Annotated in this window: 18 protein-coding genes and 1 pseudogene; 12 read left to right on the top strand and 7 right to left on the bottom strand. The window is 69.8% G+C overall.

The window, feature by feature from the left end; translation table 11 throughout:
* The first annotated feature begins 64 nt into the window (after positions 1 to 64).
* The 3 genes from OG607_RS32600 (at position 65) to OG607_RS32610 (ending at position 3446) form a co-directional block, all read left to right on the top strand.
* Positions 65 to 2128, top strand: coding sequence for a DHA2 family efflux MFS transporter permease subunit (locus tag OG607_RS32600; protein ID WP_405731046.1), 2064 nt, complete (start codon positions 65 to 67; stop codon positions 2126 to 2128).
* A 71-nt stretch (positions 2129 to 2199) separates the two neighbouring features.
* The gene (locus tag OG607_RS32605) at positions 2200 to 2883 is read left to right on the top strand and encodes a hypothetical protein (protein WP_405731048.1); all 684 of its coding nucleotides are present in this window, start codon (positions 2200 to 2202) and stop codon (positions 2881 to 2883) included.
* The gene (locus OG607_RS32610) at positions 2880 to 3446 is read left to right on the top strand and encodes a hypothetical protein (protein WP_405731050.1); all 567 of its coding nucleotides are present in this window, start codon (positions 2880 to 2882) and stop codon (positions 3444 to 3446) included. The genes OG607_RS32605 and OG607_RS32610 overlap by 4 nt, the downstream gene beginning before the upstream one ends.
* Before the next feature lies 1 nt (position 3447).
* On the opposite strand, the gene OG607_RS32615 is transcribed toward OG607_RS32610, so the two are convergent.
* On the bottom strand, positions 3448 to 4110 hold the full coding sequence (locus tag OG607_RS32615) for a maleylpyruvate isomerase family mycothiol-dependent enzyme (protein WP_405731052.1): 663 nt from the start codon (positions 4108 to 4110) through the stop codon (positions 3448 to 3450).
* 89 nt (positions 4111 to 4199) lie between these two features.
* Here OG607_RS32615 and OG607_RS32620 point away from each other — a divergent pair, with 89 nt between their 5' ends.
* The 3 genes and pseudogenes from OG607_RS32620 to OG607_RS32630 form a co-directional block, all read left to right on the top strand.
* The gene (locus OG607_RS32620) at positions 4200 to 4637 is read left to right on the top strand and encodes a MarR family winged helix-turn-helix transcriptional regulator (RefSeq protein ID WP_405731054.1); all 438 of its coding nucleotides are present in this window, start codon (positions 4200 to 4202) and stop codon (positions 4635 to 4637) included.
* 54 nt (positions 4638 to 4691) lie between these two features.
* Positions 4692 to 6491 carry an SMI1/KNR4 family protein gene (locus OG607_RS32625; protein WP_405731056.1) on the top strand — a complete coding sequence of 600 codons (1800 nt, stop codon included), beginning with the start codon at positions 4692 to 4694 and terminating at the stop codon, positions 6489 to 6491.
* Between the two features lie 53 nt (positions 6492 to 6544).
* Positions 6545 to 7525: pseudogene (locus OG607_RS32630) on the top strand (serine/threonine-protein kinase); the annotation flags it as partial.
* A gap of 51 nt (positions 7526 to 7576) precedes the next feature.
* Here the strand turns inward: OG607_RS32630 and OG607_RS32635 are convergent.
* On the bottom strand, positions 7577 to 8248 hold the full coding sequence (locus OG607_RS32635) for a TetR family transcriptional regulator (RefSeq protein ID WP_405731058.1): 672 nt from the start codon (positions 8246 to 8248) through the stop codon (positions 7577 to 7579).
* A 146-nt stretch (positions 8249 to 8394) separates the two neighbouring features.
* On the opposite strand from OG607_RS32635, the gene OG607_RS32640 reads away from it, so the two are divergent.
* On the top strand, positions 8395 to 9231 hold the full coding sequence (locus tag OG607_RS32640) for an oxidoreductase (RefSeq protein ID WP_405731060.1): 837 nt from the start codon (positions 8395 to 8397) through the stop codon (positions 9229 to 9231).
* A 137-nt stretch (positions 9232 to 9368) separates the two neighbouring features.
* Here the strand turns inward: OG607_RS32640 and OG607_RS32645 are convergent, their stop codons facing one another.
* Positions 9369 to 9938, bottom strand: coding sequence for a hypothetical protein (locus OG607_RS32645; RefSeq protein WP_405731062.1), 570 nt, complete (start codon positions 9936 to 9938; stop codon positions 9369 to 9371).
* A gap of 120 nt (positions 9939 to 10058) precedes the next feature.
* The gene (locus tag OG607_RS32650; RefSeq protein WP_405731064.1) at positions 10059 to 10373 is read right to left on the bottom strand and encodes an antibiotic biosynthesis monooxygenase family protein; all 315 of its coding nucleotides are present in this window, start codon (positions 10371 to 10373) and stop codon (positions 10059 to 10061) included.
* Positions 10374 to 10504: 131 nt separating this feature from the next.
* Between OG607_RS32650 and OG607_RS32655 the strand changes: the two genes are divergently transcribed.
* Complete coding sequence (locus OG607_RS32655; RefSeq protein ID WP_405731066.1) at positions 10505 to 10777, top strand: DUF2087 domain-containing protein; 273 nt, start codon at positions 10505 to 10507, stop codon at positions 10775 to 10777.
* 23 nt (positions 10778 to 10800) lie between these two features.
* On the opposite strand, the gene OG607_RS32660 is transcribed toward OG607_RS32655, so the two are convergent.
* Both OG607_RS32660 and OG607_RS32665 read right to left on the bottom strand, forming a co-directional pair.
* Positions 10801 to 11217, bottom strand: coding sequence for a PIN domain-containing protein (locus OG607_RS32660; protein WP_405731068.1), 417 nt, complete (start codon positions 11215 to 11217; stop codon positions 10801 to 10803).
* Positions 11214 to 11441 (bottom strand): type II toxin-antitoxin system VapB family antitoxin, encoded by a 228-nt coding sequence (locus tag OG607_RS32665; protein ID WP_405731070.1) that lies wholly within the window; start codon positions 11439 to 11441, stop codon positions 11214 to 11216. Before OG607_RS32665 ends, OG607_RS32660 begins: the two co-directional genes overlap by 4 nt.
* Positions 11442 to 11672: 231 nt before the next feature.
* Here OG607_RS32665 and OG607_RS32670 point away from each other — a divergent pair, with 231 nt between their 5' ends.
* The gene (locus OG607_RS32670) at positions 11673 to 12317 is read left to right on the top strand and encodes a LysE family translocator (protein ID WP_405737197.1); all 645 of its coding nucleotides are present in this window, start codon (positions 11673 to 11675) and stop codon (positions 12315 to 12317) included.
* A 57-nt stretch (positions 12318 to 12374) separates the two neighbouring features.
* Here OG607_RS32670 and OG607_RS32675 read toward each other — a convergent pair whose 3' ends face one another.
* Positions 12375 to 12893, bottom strand: coding sequence for a GNAT family N-acetyltransferase (locus tag OG607_RS32675; protein WP_405731072.1), 519 nt, complete (start codon positions 12891 to 12893; stop codon positions 12375 to 12377).
* Between the two features lie 51 nt (positions 12894 to 12944).
* Here OG607_RS32675 and OG607_RS32680 point away from each other — a divergent pair, with 51 nt between their 5' ends.
* The 3 genes from OG607_RS32680 (at position 12945) to OG607_RS32690 (ending at position 15864) form a co-directional block, all read left to right on the top strand.
* The gene (locus OG607_RS32680) at positions 12945 to 13562 is read left to right on the top strand and encodes a GrpB family protein (protein ID WP_405731074.1); all 618 of its coding nucleotides are present in this window, start codon (positions 12945 to 12947) and stop codon (positions 13560 to 13562) included.
* Positions 13563 to 13781: 219 nt separating this feature from the next.
* On the top strand, positions 13782 to 14870 hold the full coding sequence (locus tag OG607_RS32685; RefSeq protein ID WP_405731076.1) for a peptidoglycan recognition family protein: 1089 nt from the start codon (positions 13782 to 13784) through the stop codon (positions 14868 to 14870).
* Positions 14871 to 14982: 112 nt separating this feature from the next.
* Positions 14983 to 15864, top strand: coding sequence for a sensor histidine kinase (locus OG607_RS32690; RefSeq protein ID WP_405731078.1), 882 nt, complete (start codon positions 14983 to 14985; stop codon positions 15862 to 15864).
* Positions 15865 to 15898 lie beyond the last annotated feature (34 nt).

Raw genomic sequence — 15898 nt, forward strand, 5'->3', positions numbered from 1 at the left:
AAGGCGCCAATAGTGGTGATCAGTGTGAATATTGAGCCTGGAAAACCGAGGCGAGGAGCGCGGTATGGCCCAGGCGCAGGCCCAGGACACGACCCCCGGCGCCCCGGGCAGCCCCGGCGCCGCCAAGCGCAGCGTGAACGTGGCGATCGGCGCGCTCGCCCTCGGCATGCTGCTGGCGGCGCTGGACCAGACGATCGTGTCGACCGCGCTGCCGACCATCGCCAGCGATTTGGGCGGCCTGGAGCACCTGTCGTGGGTGGTGACGGCGTATCTGCTCGCGTCCACCGCCGCGACCCCGCTGTGGGGGAAGCTCGGCGACATGTACGGGCGGAAGAAGCTCTTCCAGTCCGTGATCGTGATCTTCCTGATCGGCTCGGCGCTGTGCGGCCTCTCCCAGAACATGGGCCAGCTCATCGCCTTCCGCGCGCTGCAGGGGCTGGGCGGCGGCGGGCTGATCGCACTGTCGATGGCGATCGTCGGCGATATCGTGCCGCCGCGCGACCGGGGCCGCTACCAGGGCGTGTTCGGGGCGGTGTTCGGGGCGTCGAGCGTCCTGGGGCCGCTGCTGGGTGGGCTGTTCGTGGACAACCTCAGCTGGCGGTGGGTGTTCTACATCAACCTGCCGGTCGGCGTCGTCGCGCTCGCCGTCATCGCGGCCGTGCTGCACATCCCGGTACGCCGTACCGCCCACCGCATCGACTACGTCGGCATGGCGGTGGTCGCGGCCGCCGCGACCTCGCTCGTCCTGATGACCTCCCTGGGCGGCACGACCTGGGCCTGGGGCTCGGCGCAGGTCATCGGGCTGGCGGTGCTGGGCGGGGTGCTGGTGGTGGCGTTCGTCGGGATCGAGCGGCGGGCGCAGGAGCCGGTGCTGCCGCTGCATCTGTTCCGTAACCGCACGTTCTGGCTGTGCTCGGTGATCTCGTTCGTCATCGGCTTCTCGATGTTCGGCACGATGACGTTCCTGCCGACCTTCCTGCAGGTGGTGCACGGCTATTCGCCGACGCTGTCCGGCGTGCACATGATCCCGATGGTGATCGGCATGCTGGTGGCGTCGACCGTGTCCGGGCAGATCGTCTCGCGTACGGGCCACTACAAGATCTTCCCGATCCTCGGCACGGCGGTCACCGTCATCGGGCTGTTGCTGCTGCACCGGCTGGACGAGTTCACCACCACCTGGGTGATGAGCATGTACTTCGTCGTGTTCGGCCTCGGGCTCGGCCTGGTGATGCAGGTGCTGATCCTCGCCGTGCAGAACGCCGTGGGCTACGAGGACCTGGGCGCGGCGACCTCCGGCGCGACCTTCTTCCGGTCCATCGGCGCCTCCTTCGGCGTCTCGATCTTCGGCACCATCTTCTCCAACACCCTCGGCGACAAGATCGGTTCGGCGCTCGCGGGCCAGTCTCTCCCGGCCGGCTTCAGCCCGGCCACGATCACCTCCGACCCGCGCGCGGTGGAGCAACTCCCGGCAGCGCTGCGGCCTGCCGTGCTGCACGCGTACTCGGCCTCCATCACCAGTGTCTTCATCTACGCGGTGCCGGTGTGCCTGGTCGCCTTCGCGCTCGCCTGGTTCCTGAAGGAGGAGCCGCTGCGCGGCTCGGTGACCGTGCCGGACGGGAGCGAGACGATCGGTGCGATGCCGGTCGAGCGCTCGTCGCTGGACGAGATCGCGCGCGGCCTCACCGTCCTCGGCAGCCGGGAGGCGCGGCGCGATCTGTACGTACGCATCACCAGGATGGCCGGGCTCGACATCCTCCCCGGCTCCAGCTGGCTGCTGCTGCGGATCGCCAGGACCGGGTCGGCCGATCCGGTCGACCTGGCCCTGACCACCACCGTGCCCCGCGATGTCATCGAACGGGCGGCCGTCGAGGTCGAGGAGAAGCATCTCGCCCGCCGTGAGGGCAATCCGCTGGTCCTGACCGAGCGCGGCCAGGAGATCGTCGCCCTGCTCACCGAGGCCCGCCGCAAGGTGCTCTCCGACCTGCTCGGCGACTGGGACCCCGACCGGCACGCGGATCTCGCGGCGTTGCTCAGCAGGCTCGCCGGCGAGCTGTGCGGCGGAGACACGGACCGGCCGGCGGGCCGGCCCGCCTCCGTCAGATACAAGCCCGGAGAGGCAACTGCCTGACGTGGTCAGCGTTTGAACGGAGCGTCAGGGGTAACCCGATGTGATGAGTCGGCAGCCCTTGGAGGCACTCCATGACAACCGGCATAGTCATCGCCGCCATCATCATCGTCCTGGCGCTCGTCGTCGCTGTCGGGCTCGGCTTCGTACAGCCGCCCGGTATCGGTAAAGGCTCCGGCACCGGACCGGGCGGCCTGCGGCGGCGCTTCGGCCCCGAGTACGAGCGCGTCGTCGCGCGGCACGGCGGTGACAAGGCCGCCGCGCGCAAGGAACTGCAGGAGCGGCTGAAGCGGCACGGCAAGATCGAGTTCCGGCCGCTCACCTGGCAGGACCGGGAGCGCTACGCCGCCGAATGGACCGGCATCCAGGAGCGGTTCGTCGACTCGCCCGCCAGCGCGGTCGGCGAGGCCGAGACCCTCCTCGACCGGCTCGTTCAGGAACGCGGCTACCCGGACGCGCAGAGCGGCGAGCAGATCGACGCCCTGTCCGTGCACCGGCCCCAACACGTCCAGTCCTACCGCGAGATCCGTGAGGCCGCCGCCGCCGGCGGCCAGGCGACGGACGGCGAGGACTCGACCGCCTCGACCGAAGAGCTGCGCCTGGCCCTCGTACGCGCCCGTGGGCTCTTCGACGACCTCGTCAAGCCCGGCCCCCAGGACCAGCAGGCCGCGAAGAACGGCGCCGCTCCGGGCAAGCCCGGGATACCCGGCAAGCTCCGCACAGGCCGCATCCACCTCCCGTCGAGGAGTACCCGATGAGCGAACAGCACGAAGACGTACGCCGGCAGGACCCCGTCTCGGTACGCAAGCCGGAACCCGCGAAGCAGGAAGCGGCCAGGCAGGAAACGGCCAGGTCGGCCCCCGCGCGGCAGGAACCCGCGAAGCAGGAAACTGCCAGGCCGGAAGCCGCGAGGCCGGAAGCCGCGCGGCAGGAAACCGCGCGGCCGGAACCCGCCAGGCAGGCCCCCGTGGCCCGGGCCCCGCAGGTTCCTCAGGCACCGCAGGCTTCCCAGGCCCCTCAGGCCCCCCGTGGGAATGCCGCCGCCCTGATGGCCGAGGGCGAGAGCGAGAAGCTCACCCGCAGCCTGCAGCAGGCCGTCGGCGGCTTCGTCGACGAGCCGCGCCACGCGGTCCAGGAGGCCGACCGGGTCCTGGACGAGGCCACCGCCCGCCTTGCCGAGGGCATCAAGGAGCGCCGCCAGAGCCTGCGTTCCACTTGGCAGGGCAATGGGGACAAGGGCGCCGACGGCGCCGAGACCGAGGACCTGCGGATCGTGCTGCGCCAGTACCGCGATCTGGTCCAGCAGTTGCTGCGGATCTGAGTCAGCGAGGAACCGTCGGCCGGGACAGCCGGGCCTCGAGTTCGGGGAGGCCGGGGCCGGAGAGCCGGGGCAGAGCGGCTTGGCAGCGGCCGGTGACGAGAAGCAGGAGCGCCGAGACAGGGCCTTCGATCCGGAGGCCCTGTCCGGCTGACCAGGGGTGGTCGGTCGCGGAGAGCTGGAGGCCGCTGAGCCTGCGCCGGGCCTGGAACGGAAACCCTATGGCCCAGACCCGGGTTGCGGCGGTGGCCGCGGCCTGTGCGGGCATGGGGCGGGTGCGGGTCAGCGGCACGGCGATGTCCTGGCCGTGGACGAGGATGTCGATGAGCGGTTCCAGGTAGGTGACGCCGGGAGCCGTCCGGCGTGATCCGGCCATGCCGCGCAGCAGGACGGCGTACCGGTCGACGGGCAGTTCGGCCTGTCGCAGGGCGGTGTCACGGATCATGCGGTTGAAGTTCCCGCGGGCGCGGACCGCCGCGAGGATCGTGGTCGCCACACCGATGTGGGAGAGGGTGAGGTGCGCCGCGACATCGCGCACGCGCCAGCCGGTGCAGAGGGAGGGGGCCTCCCACTCCCGAGGGGTCAGGTCGTCGAGGAGGTCCGCGAGGCTGAGCCGCTCGGCGTCGATCGTCTGCCATACCTCGTCGCGGTTTTCGTCGCGGTTCATGACGGTCTCCTGTCGCCGCTACGATTTGATACGATTCCCTGACTAATATTGGTCAGAGAGACTGTCTAAGTCAAGGGGGCGCGGGACGCATGGGCGAGGACGAGCCGAACCTCGGTCTGCTGTGCTTCATCGCCTACCGGGCCGTCGAGGCCCGCGTGCTGGAGGCCCTGGCCGCGGCCGGCTACGACGACCTCACGCCCGCACAGGGCCGGGTGTTCGCCCGGATCGGCCCGGACGGCACACGGGTCACCGAACTGGCCGAGCAGTCCCGCGTCACCAAGCAGACCGCCGGATTCCTGGTCGACCAGCTGGAGCGCGCCGGCTACGTCCGCCGCGTGCCGGACCCCACCGACGCCCGGGCCCGGCTGGTGCGGATCGCCGAGCGGGGCGAGGCCGCGGTGGCGGTCGCGAGGGTGGCCGAGGCGGAGGTCGAGGCCGAGTGGACCCGGCACCTGGGCAAGCAGGGCGCGAGTCAGCTGCGGCGTGCGCTCACCAGCCTGCGCGAGATCACCGATCCCTACCGCTGAGCCGCTCAGCCCCCGAACCGGTGACTGTCAGAGGGCTGCGGCAGGATGCGGTGCATGACAAAGATCCCCGACTGGACCTCCTTCCTTCGGACGTGGAGCGATGAGCGGATCGCCGTGCGCGACCTCGACGACGAGTCCGTACGCCACGGCTGGCTCGGCTGCGAGCCGGCGACCCAGGACGAGATCGCGGCGGTCGAGACGCGCCTCGGGCTGCGGCTTCCCCCGTCGTACCGGCGGTTCCTGGAGGCCAGCAACGGGTGGCGCTGGGCGGGGGAGTTCGTGAGTGAGCTCTGCTCGACCGGGAGCGTGGGGCTGCTCAGGGACATGACGGACTTCCTTTTCGAGATGCTCGACGAGTTCGAGCAGGAAGACCTGGCGGAGGAGGGGGAGGACCCGGAGGACGAGGCGGTTCACCGCGCGGGGAGGTGGGGCAGGGCGGTCCAGGTCTCCTTGGAGGGGGACCTGACCTGGTTCCTGCTCGACCCGGGGGACGTCAACGCCGAGGGGGAGTGGGCGGCGTACAGCTACGCGAGCTGGCGGGGCGAGGGGCCGAAGCGGTACGAGTCGTTCGCCGACCTGATGTACGCGAACTTCCAGGAGTTCCACCGCATGCGCACCCCGGAGAACGCCACGACCCGGCGCATCGACGCCCAGGTCGAACAGGCACGGGCCGACCTGCTGGCGGGGAGGCTGGACGACGCGGTGGCCGCGCTCAAGGAGGCCCAGGAGTTCGGGCGGGCGCAGGCCGGGGTGTATCTGTTCCAGGTGCGGGTGCTTCAGGGCAACACGTACCTGCTGCCGGAGGCCCGGAAGCTGCTGCCCGAGTCGGACGCGTTCCGGGAGCGGGGCGTACTGCCGGTGCTGGCGATGCTCGCCGAGCAGGGGCGCCACGGGTACCAGGAGACGGACCGGATCCTGGACGACCACCGGCGGCGGATCGCGGACGGGACCTTGCGCCCGCTGGAGGGCGAGGCCGCCGCGCGGGCGCGGGAGCTGGCGATCCGGGGCGATCCGGAAGGGGCCTGGCGCGTCCTCGCGACGGAGGCGCTGCCCGCGTGGCGCCCGTCGAGCCACAGCCATGTGATCCCGGTCGAACTGCTCGCGGATCCGTTCCTGGGCCCGCTGGTCACGCCGGAACGGGCCGGGCGGATACTCCGCACCCCCCGTCCCGGCAGCCCGGTGGAGCTCGGGACGGCCGGGCGCTCCGAGGACGGCATCGCCTGGCTGCTGGAGTCCACCTCGTGGGGCAGGCCTCCCTACCTCGTGACCTTCGCCCACGGCATGGACGCCAGGGAACTGGTCCTCAGGATCGGCGCCGACCCCGGGACGGTCATGCCGCCGTCGGTCGCCGCCTCCCGGGCCGTGATGAGACTCGCCGACGGGCAGGAGCGGGGCTGCCTGAGGGCCGGCACGTGCGGAAACGGCTGGAGTTTCGCCATCGAGAACACCACCGACCGGGCCGGTGACGCGGCCGTGAACCCCATCCCGGGGGTCACGCTCTGGCGGGAGTCCTCCATCGCCCCGCTGCACTTCGTGTACGTGGACGAGCAGGAACGGACACTGTGCGCGCTGACCGCCACCGCGCAAGGCCTGGAGCAGGGCGGTGCTCAGCCCGGTCTCCTGGACGCCGCGCTGAACGAGTCCGGGGCATTCGCATCGGACGCCTCCACCCGAGGCATACGCATGCTGAAGGCCGTGGAGCGGCACTTCGGGCTGACCCTGCCGCGCGACGCCGTAGAGCGCCACCGTCTGCCGGTCTTCCGCACGCCCCGTCGGCCGCGGCCCGAGCCCTCCGGGCCGGTACTGAGCCTCGAATTTCAGCGGCAGGAAGACCCACAGGGCAGGCGCCCCTAGGGGACCCCTAAGCTGGCCCCGTTCCAACGGGCTCACGGGAGGCAGGATCGGCGATGCCGCTGACTGCGGGTGATCCGGAATCCATAGGCGGCTACGCGCTGGTGGACCGGCTGGGTTCGGGCGGCATGGGGGTCGTGTACCTGGGCTGCTCGGCATCCGGGCGGCAGGTCGCGGTCAAGTTCGTGCACGCGCAGTTCGCCGAGGACGAGGAGTTCCGCACCCGCTTCCGACAGGAGATCGCGGCCGCGCGCGCGGTGAGCGGGGCGTTCACCGCTCCGGTCGTGGACGCCGACCCGGAAGCCGAGCGGCCCTGGATGGCCACCCTGTACGTCCCCGGCCCGACCCTGGCCGAACTCGTGGCGAAGGACGGCCCGCTGAGCGGGGCGGCGCTGCGCACACTGGCGCTCGGGCTCAGCGAGGCGCTGCGCGACATCCACCAGGCCGGGATGGTGCACCGGGACCTGAAACCGGCCAACGTCCTGATGGCCCAGGACGGCCCGCGCGTCATCGACTTCGGCATCTCGCGCGCCGCCGACAACCAGGCGCTCACCGTCACCGGCCGGGTGATCGGCACCCCGCCCTTCATGTCCCCCGAGCAACTGCGCTCCCCGCGCGGCGTCACCCCGGCCTCGGACATCTTCTCCCTCGGGTCACTCCTGGCGTACGCGGCCAGCGGCACCGGTCCCTTCGACGCCGAGAGCCCGTACATGACCGGCTACCAGGTGATGTACGAGCCTCCGGCCCTGCACACGGTCCCCGAACCGCTCCGGAGCATCGTCGGGCGCTGCCTGGACAAGGACCCGGCCGCGCGGCCCGAACTGGCCGAACTGCACCGCATGCTGCGGTCGTTGCCGGACGACGCCCCCGTCGCCCCCGTCACCGCCGTCGCCGTCCCGGCCGCCTTCGCCCCCGCGCCCGCCGCCGAAGCGCCGACCACGCCGCCCGGCAGAGCCCGCCGACGCCACCGCCGCGGCGCCGGCGAACTGGTCCTGATCGGGCTCGGCGCGGTCGCCGTCGTCACCGCGCTGGGCATCGTCGCGTTCTTCCTCTGATCCCGCCCGGAGCTCCGCTGCCCCCTGGGTGTGTCAGCTACGGACGAGTAGACCCGTGAGCAGTACGTACAACGTCTGGTGCAGGGCGTCCGGGAAGTTCGAGTCCATGAACGCGAAGCTCGGGTCGGCGTCATAGACGGCGCGCACCGCGGGCGCGGGGTGTGTGTGGGTCCACAGGCCGCAGATCATGATGATGATCAGGTTGGCGCCCTGTTGGGAACGCGGTTGGTCGAGCTCGGGAAAGAGGCGCCGCAGCAACTCGGCAAATCCGAGCAGGCTGTCGCGGGCGCCTTCCTTGTGTCGGGTCGCGACCTCGATGGAGATGTTGTGCTCCAGTACGCCGGCCTGTGCACTGAGCAGTTCACACAGCATCGGTCGGGCAGCGAAGGATGCGGCCAGTCCGGATGCCGCGGCTTCGATCCTGGCGTCCAGAGGGTCGCGCGCGTCGATCAGTGAGCGAAGCTGTTCGCCCGCTTCTGTCAGGAAGTCACGGGCGCTCTGGTCGAGCAGGTCGAGCAGCACGGCTTCACGTGTTTCGAAGTAGCGCAGCACGTTGGACTTGGCGAGCCCGACGCGGCGGCTCAGCTCGTTGAGGCTCATCGCGGAGACCGGCATCTCGGCGAGCATCGCTGCGGCGGTCTGCAGGATGCTCTGCCTTCGCACCAAGCGTTGTTCCTCACTCCTTGCCCGCTGGAAGGTGGTCATGTCCGGAGTCTACAGACTGGCAGTCTCTTGATTACAGACCGCCGTCCTCTTGTGTTCAGACCGACGGTCTCTTATGTTTGTGGCAACGCGAAGCCCGTCCGGCCGACGGCCCGCACGCCGGGCCTGACACGAACAAGGGAACTTTCATGTCGAACAAGGTTGCACTGGTCACAGGAGCCTCCTCCGGTATCGGTGAGTCCACCGCACTCCGGTTGCAGAAGGCGGGATTCATCGTTTACGGCGCCGCGCGCCGCGTCGACCGCATGGGCGCGCTCGCCGCCGCGGGCGTACGCACGCTGGCCCTGGACGTCACCGATGGCACTTCGGCGAAGGACGCGATCGGCAGGATCATCGAAGACGAGGGGCGTATCGACGTCTTGGTCAACAACGCCGGATACGGCTCCTACGGAGCTCTGGAGGACGTCCCCCTGGACGAGGCCCGTGCCCAGATCGACGTCAACCTCTTCGGCCTGGCCCACCTCACCCAGCTCGTGCTGCCCCACATGCGCACCCGGCGCAGCGGCACGATCGTCAACATCAGCTCCATGGGCGGGCGCTTCGCCACCCCGATGGGCGCCTGGTACCACGCCAGCAAGTTCGCCGTGGAAGGGCTCAGCGACGCGCTCCGGCTCGAACTGAAGCGGTTCGACATCAACGTCGTCCTCATCGAGCCCGGCTCGATCCATACCGAGTGGGGCGGGATCGCAGCCGACAAGCTGCGTGCCACCTCCGGTCACGGCCCCTACGCCGAGCAGGCCAAGGCCATGGCGAAGTCCCTGGAAAGCAGCTCCCAGGAGGGGGCCCGGATGACCTCTCCCCCTTCCGTGATCGCGGACGCGGTGACCAAGGCCGCCACGACCCGCCGCCCGCGCATCCGCTACCGCGTCGGCTTCGGCGCCGGCCCTCTGATCCTGATCAGTCGGCTCCTGCCCGCCCGCGCCTTCGACGCCCTCATCAAGCGAGGCTCCGGCGTACCGGCCTGACCCCCAGCCCACAAGGAAAGTGCGGCAGAGCACTCCAGCCCCCAGGCAATGCGCGCCAAGAACCCCGCCCTGCCGGCACGCCGTTGGGAATCATTGAGGCGTGCCACCATTCTGAGTGGGGCGGTGATCCGAGCTGGTCAGAGGCCCGACGTATGACTGGAAAGCCAGTCGGCATGCCGATCGCGCATCCGGTCCCGTTCCTCGGACGTGGCGAGGAAGACATCGGCGCCACCGTCGTAGGGGTGGTGGATGCGCTGCATCCGGGTGTCGGTGATGAGGACTCCCGCCACCTTGTCGTCGGCGATGTCTCGGAGCAACTCGTCGATGCAGCCATGCCGCCAGGGCCGCTGGGTGGCGAAGAGGTGGCAGTGCGTGCGGAACTCAGGGTCAGGATCGTCCTCCACCAGCAGGCTCCGCCAGTACCCCGCGACGGGTTGGAATGACGGAACCCCAGCTTCGGTCGTCCAGAGCGGAGTGATCACATACACATCCGCACCAGCGAACAACTCATCGAGGACGGTGTTGTAACGCTCCAGGACAACGGTGTACTCGCTCTCGTCCTCCGCGTACCGCTTCGACTCCGGCAGGCTGTGAAAACGTACCCAGACATCCCGATACGGGTCACGGAGCTTGTACCCAACCGGAGGGCAACTGGGCCAACGCTGCTGCCACAGCGCCGTCAAAGCCGCCTGTCCGCCGCCAGACACCCGTCGCACTCGTCCTCTCGCGTATGAACCTACCGACGACCATGATGCCGGGGCTCACCCACGAGAGAGCGAGCAGCCGCTCCAGCTCGGCGTCCTGGTCGCGGTCGTCGGAGCGTCCCTTCAGTCCTGCTTCGGCCCCGTCGACTGCACGACCTCGAACGACCACAGGCTGGAGCCGCTCGCGGCGGGCTTGGCGTCCCCGGACCCGCGGTGCGCGGCCTGCATGGAGCCGGACATCCATCCCTGGAAGTCCTCCTCGCTGCGCCACCGCGTGTACACCAGGTACTGGTCGGTGCCCTCCACCGGGCGCAGCAGCTCGAACCACTCGAAGCCGTCCGAGCCCTCCACGGACCCGGCGCGGGACGCGAACCGCTTCTCCAGGATCTCCCGCTGTTCGGCCGGCACAGTCAGCACATTGATCTTCACAACAGACATGTGCCCAGCCTCGCATGCCCGCGAGCGGACGGTGCCCCGCGGGGTCCCGGACACGGGAAATTGCGATGCTCGCGGCGGGGCCGCTGTGACACGCTCCGAGGGTGACAACCCCGACCCCGCGAGGAGAAACCATGCCCGCCGCAGCAACCGGCACCCACGAGGTGTCCGCGCTCTTCTCCCGGGGACGGCTGACGGCCATCCCGCGCAAGGCCGCGCGCCGCGAGCAGCTCCTCGCGTACCTGGCGGAGACCCTCTTCGAGCCCGGCCGGGACTACAGCGAGCGGGAGATCAACGACGCGCTGCTCACGGTCCACGAGGACTTCTCGGCCCTGCGCCGCTATCTCGTGGAGGGTGGCTGGCTCACCCGCCACCCGGACGGCAGCGTCTACTGGCGGGCCTGGTAAGCGGAGCGGAGCGTTGCTTCGGCTCAGGCGGGGGCGTCGTGAATGTTGCGCTCCCGCAAGTCCTGGACGGCACCCGCAAGGGTGACGAAGTCGGTGTCGTCGTGCAGGACAACCAGGTCATAGTGGGCCGCGGTGGCCGCGATGATCAGGTCGAGTGCTGAAAGGGCTTGATGTGCTTCGAGCTGTGACAGTCGATACTGAGCGGTCTCCGTCCAGCGCCAGGCGGACTTCGGAACGGCGACGTCCGGGTAGAGATCGGCGAACAGTTCGGTCATCGCGTCGAACTCAGCCCGGTTGCGGGCCGACCTGCGGAATTCGGTTCGTTGAGGCTGGCATGAGCCGATCACGCCGCTGCTGATCGCCTCGGTCCAGGCTGTGCGGAGATCCTTGTCCCGTTGGATGCGCCAAAGGGCCGATGAATCGATGAGATAGCGAATCACTGCGGTGTGCCGCGGCCCTTGTCCGCGTCATGCCGAAGCTTCCAGCCCTCGTAGTCCCAGTCCTGGGCCAGGGCCGCGTAACGCTCGATCGCTTCGATCCGCTGGTGGCGGGCTGCGAATTCACGCAGAGCGGTGTTGACGGCCTCCTTCTTCGTCCTTATTCCGGAGACGCGCATGGCTTCCCGCAGGGCCTCGTCATCGAGGTCGATGGTGGTCAGGCTCATGGAAGCCTCCTTGTTTAAGAACAACGGACTCAATCAACAGCATACACGTAACTCTGTGCGACTGGTCATGTACGGTTAGGTGCAGCTGGCGTATAAGTCGGGCAAGTCGAACCGCCTGGCAGGCGTAGGCGGTCCCCGATTTACGTGATCATGGACAACCTCTCTGCACGCAAGGGAGCGAGGATGCCGGGTGACGCCTGTTGCGCCGCGTCTGACATGGTGACGTGTGTGATGATCTCATCGGCGGCAGCCGGCGGAATGGCCCTGGTCGAACTGGGAATGGCACTGACGCCGGGCCCGAACATGGTGTATCTGGTGTCTCGGAGCGTCAGCCAGGGCCGCGTGGCTGGGCTTGTCTCGCTGGTTGGGACTGCAGTGGGCTTCCTCGTGTACATGACTTTGGCCAACGTGGGGTTGGCGGTGGTCTTCGTTGCCGTCCCATGGCTGTACATCGGTCTTAAAGCTGTCGGCGCGGCCTACCTCGCATTCCTGGCCTGGCAGGCGCTCAGGCAGGGAGGACGCGGGTTGTTCGAGCCACGCAGCCTCCAGCGCGACTCGCACTGCAGGCTGCTGCGGATGGGGCTGATCACCAACCTGCTCAACCCGAAGGTCGCCATCCTGTACCTCGCGCTCATCCCGCAGTTCATCGATCCCGCACGCGGCCACACCACGGCCCAAGGGTTCACTCTCGGCGCTGTGCAGATCGCAGTAGGCCTCACCGTGAACGCGCTGATCGTGCTCGCGGCTGGATCAATCGCCAGCCTGCTCAAGAGCCGCCCGGCATGGGCCAAGTGGCAACGCTGGACCACTGGGAGCCTTCTCGGTGCCGTCGCGATCGCTCTCGCCCGGGAGGTACCCGCCCGCGCACGGGCTTGACCTCTGTCCACAAACCTTCTTCGCACCACACGGCCGGAAGACGCTGGAGACGGCGGCTCAGTACGCGATCCCCCTGCGCATGCACACCCTCGGCCACCGCTCCAGGCCGTGCGCGGCCTCGCGGCGGCGGATGGCGCGCAGGCCGGGGGAGAGGGCGTCGTCGGCGAGGATGCGGAAGCCGCAGCGGGCGTAGTAGGGGGCGTTCCAGGGGACCTCGGCGAAGGTGGTCAGGGTCAGGGCGGGGACGGCCGGGGCGGCCCCATGGTGGGCGAGGTGGTCGATGAGGGCGCGGCCGATGCGGCGGTGGGCGTGGCGGGGGTGGACCGAGACCTGCTCGATGTGGAGGTTGCCGTCGACGGGCTCGGGTTCGGCGAGGAGGTAGGCGACCGGGGTCCCGGTGTGGTCGTCGGCGACCCAGGCGGTGCCGGCGCGCTGGTAGCGGGCGAGTTCGTGGAGGGGGAGGGGATCGTCGTCGGCGATCTCGGGCATGCCGATGTTGCGGAAGCAGGATCCGGCGGCTCGCTCGATGTCCTGGAGGAGGGGGAGTTCGTCGGGGCGGGCGGTCCGGATGTCCATCGCGTCATTGTGCCGGGCGGGGCGGGCGGGCCGGTACGTAATATCGGCGGAATGACCTCCGACGCGCCTGATCCCCGCCCCGTCGTCCCGGTCGTGGTGGTGGCCCACGACCCCGCCTGGCAGCCGCAGGCGGCCGCGCTGCTCGCCGAACTGCGCGCAGCCCTCGGGACGTTGGCGCTGCGCGCCGAGCACATCGGCAGTACGTCGATCCCGGGTATGGCCGCCAAGCCGGTGCTGGACCTCCAGGTGAGCGTCGCGGACCTGGACGAGGCGGCGGGCGCTTTCGCGCGGCCCCTGGCGGAGCGGGGCTTCGAGCGGCTGCCGTACGAGCGCGATCACGTGCCCGCCGGGCGGGACGACGACCCGGAGCGCTGGGTGAAGCGCTACTGGCGGCGGCGCGGGGCGGAGGCCGCGGCGGAGGGGGCCGGGCTGGACGTCAATCTTCATGTGCGGAGGGCGGGTTCACCGAACGAGCGGCTGCTGTTCCGGGACTGGTTCCGGGCGCATCCGGGGGCGGTGCCGGCGTATGCGCGCTTCAAGGCGGTGCTGGCGGAGTCGGTGGCCGGTCTGGACGCGTATGTGGACGTCAAGGACCCGGTGGTGGATCTGGTGGTCGAGGTCGCAGAGGCGTGGGCGGCGTCGACGCGGTGGACGGTTTCGAAGGGCTGACCGGACCCATGGGTTCTTCACATCTTCGGCTCACTTTGTGGCGTGGGTGTTACGGAAGGGGCGATAGGGTCGATTGATAGTTCAAGCGCCCATGGGCTGACGCGGATGTCGACATTGACGCTGTCGCCGGGCGCGTAGCGAGATGCAAGGAACCGGAAGGTCACCTCCATGTCCAATCCCTCCACACCCCCCTCTCCTGCCCACCGCGCGAAGTCGCGGATGTCGCGTCGGGGAGTGATCGGCGCGGCCGGTGCGGTGGCCGTCGGTGCGGCTCTGACGCCGGTGGTGTTCGCGGCCACCGAGCCCGACTCTTCCGGTGCGTCCGGCAGCGCGGACACCGGTGCCGGTGCCGGTACGACGACCGAGAAGTTCCCGGCGACCCGGGCGCAGGCGGCCGATGGCGCCGGGGCCGCCACCGCCGCCTTCCCCATCAGCTATGTGGGGCTGCGGTGGGCCGGGGAGCAGGACGGGACCGCGATCAAGCTCGCCGAGGGCGCGTGGCAGGACGTGGTCGGCGGCTGCGCGAGCGCGGCGGCGGACGACGGCACGCTGGGAACGGCGCTGGTGGCGGCCGGGGATGTCACCGCGTACGAGGTGAAGGCGTCGTCCGGGGTGACGGATGTGCGGTCGCTGGCGATCGATACGACGGACGGGAAGAAGCGGACCTGCGAGGTTCCGTCGGACCCGACGCGGGTGCGCGGGGTGGAGTATCTGTCGCGGGCGGCGTGGGGCGCGGACGAGTCGAAGCGGTTCAAGGCCGACGGTACGGAGAACACGCCGACGGCGTACTACCCGGCGCAGGTGCTGACCGTCCACCACACCGACACCCCGAATGACGACCCGGACCCGGCGGCGACGGTCCGGGCGATCTACGAGTACCACGCGATCACCAACGACTGGGGTGACATCGGCTACCACTTCCTGATCGACGAGGCCGGCCGGATCTACGAGGGCCGCTACTCGGGCGACGACGGCATCCCCGCCCACAACGCCGACGGCAAGGTCGTGACCGCCTTCCACACGGGCGGCTACAACTCCGGCAACCTGGGCATCGCCCTGCTCGGCACCCTCATCGACCAGGGGCCGACCGCCGCCGCCAAGCGGTCGCTCACGCGGCTGATCTCGGTGCTGGCCCGCTTCCACGGGCTCGACCCGCAGGCCGAGGTGACGTACACCAACCCGGTCAACGGCGTGCAGAAGGACGTCACCACGGTCGGCGGCCACCGCGACTGGATGGCGACGGACTGCCCGGGCGCGACGATGTACGCCCTGCTCGACGACGTACGGGCGGCAGCCGCCAAGCGGTGAGTCGGTTCCTGTTTCCTCTGGGTAGATCTGTAGTTACTGATCCGTATGTGCCAGGATGTGCTCCTTAGCTGGAGCACTCTGACAGATATTGCCCACAAAGGATCTTCTTGCCGTGGAACTGACCGGCTGGAAGCGAAGATGTTTCTGGCCGGCGGCCGGTCTTCTCCTGGCCGCCGGCCTGGTCATCCTCGGCGCCGGCACCGAAACCCTGCTGACCGCTGCCGCGCCGCTGACCGCCCATCAACTGCTTGAGGTCGAGGCCTGTTTCGGGCTGCCGCTGCTCGCCGTCGCGGCAGCCGGCATCGGGCTGGTCTTCCGCCGGCAGGCCTGGGAGCGGCAGGAGTCCGAGCGCCAACTGCGGGAGTTCCTGGCCACGGCGGGGCACGAGCTGCGCAATGCGCTGACCACCGTCTCCTGCTACATCCAGCTCGTGCAGCTCGGCGGCCCGCCCGAGGAAGCGCTCGCGCAGGCGGCGGCCGAGACCGAGCGGATGGCCTCGCTCATCAACGAGCTCGCCCTGCTCACCCGCCTCGACCTCCGTCAGCCGCTCGAACGCCGGAGCGTCGATCTGCCCCAGCTCTGCCGCGACGCGGTCGCCGTCGTGCGCGACATCCACCCCGGGCGCCAGGTGCGGCTGATCGTCGCGCCCGGCAAGCACACCGTGACCGGCGACCCGCTCTGGCTCCACCAGGTCATCGTCAATCTGCTGGCCAACTCCCGCCTGCACACCCCCGAGGGCACCACGACGACCCTGGCCCTGGGCACGGAGGAAGGCGGCTACCGGGTCATCGAGGTGATCGACGACGGGCCCGGCGTGCCGCCCGAGCTGTTCCCCAAGATCTTCGACCGCTTCGTACGGGGCGAAAGCACCGCGGCGGCGGGCAGCGGGCTCGGGCTCAGCATCGTCGCCGCCGTCGCCGCCGCCCACGGGGGCACCGTGACACTCGAACGCTTCGGCCGCGGCGCCTGGTTCCGGGTCCGCCTCCCCGGCTGACAGCCGTACGGGCTGACAGCCGTACGGGCTGAAA

The organism is Streptomyces sp. NBC_01537, from assembly GCF_045040445.1.
Taxonomy (GTDB): domain Bacteria; phylum Actinomycetota; class Actinomycetes; order Streptomycetales; family Streptomycetaceae; genus Actinacidiphila.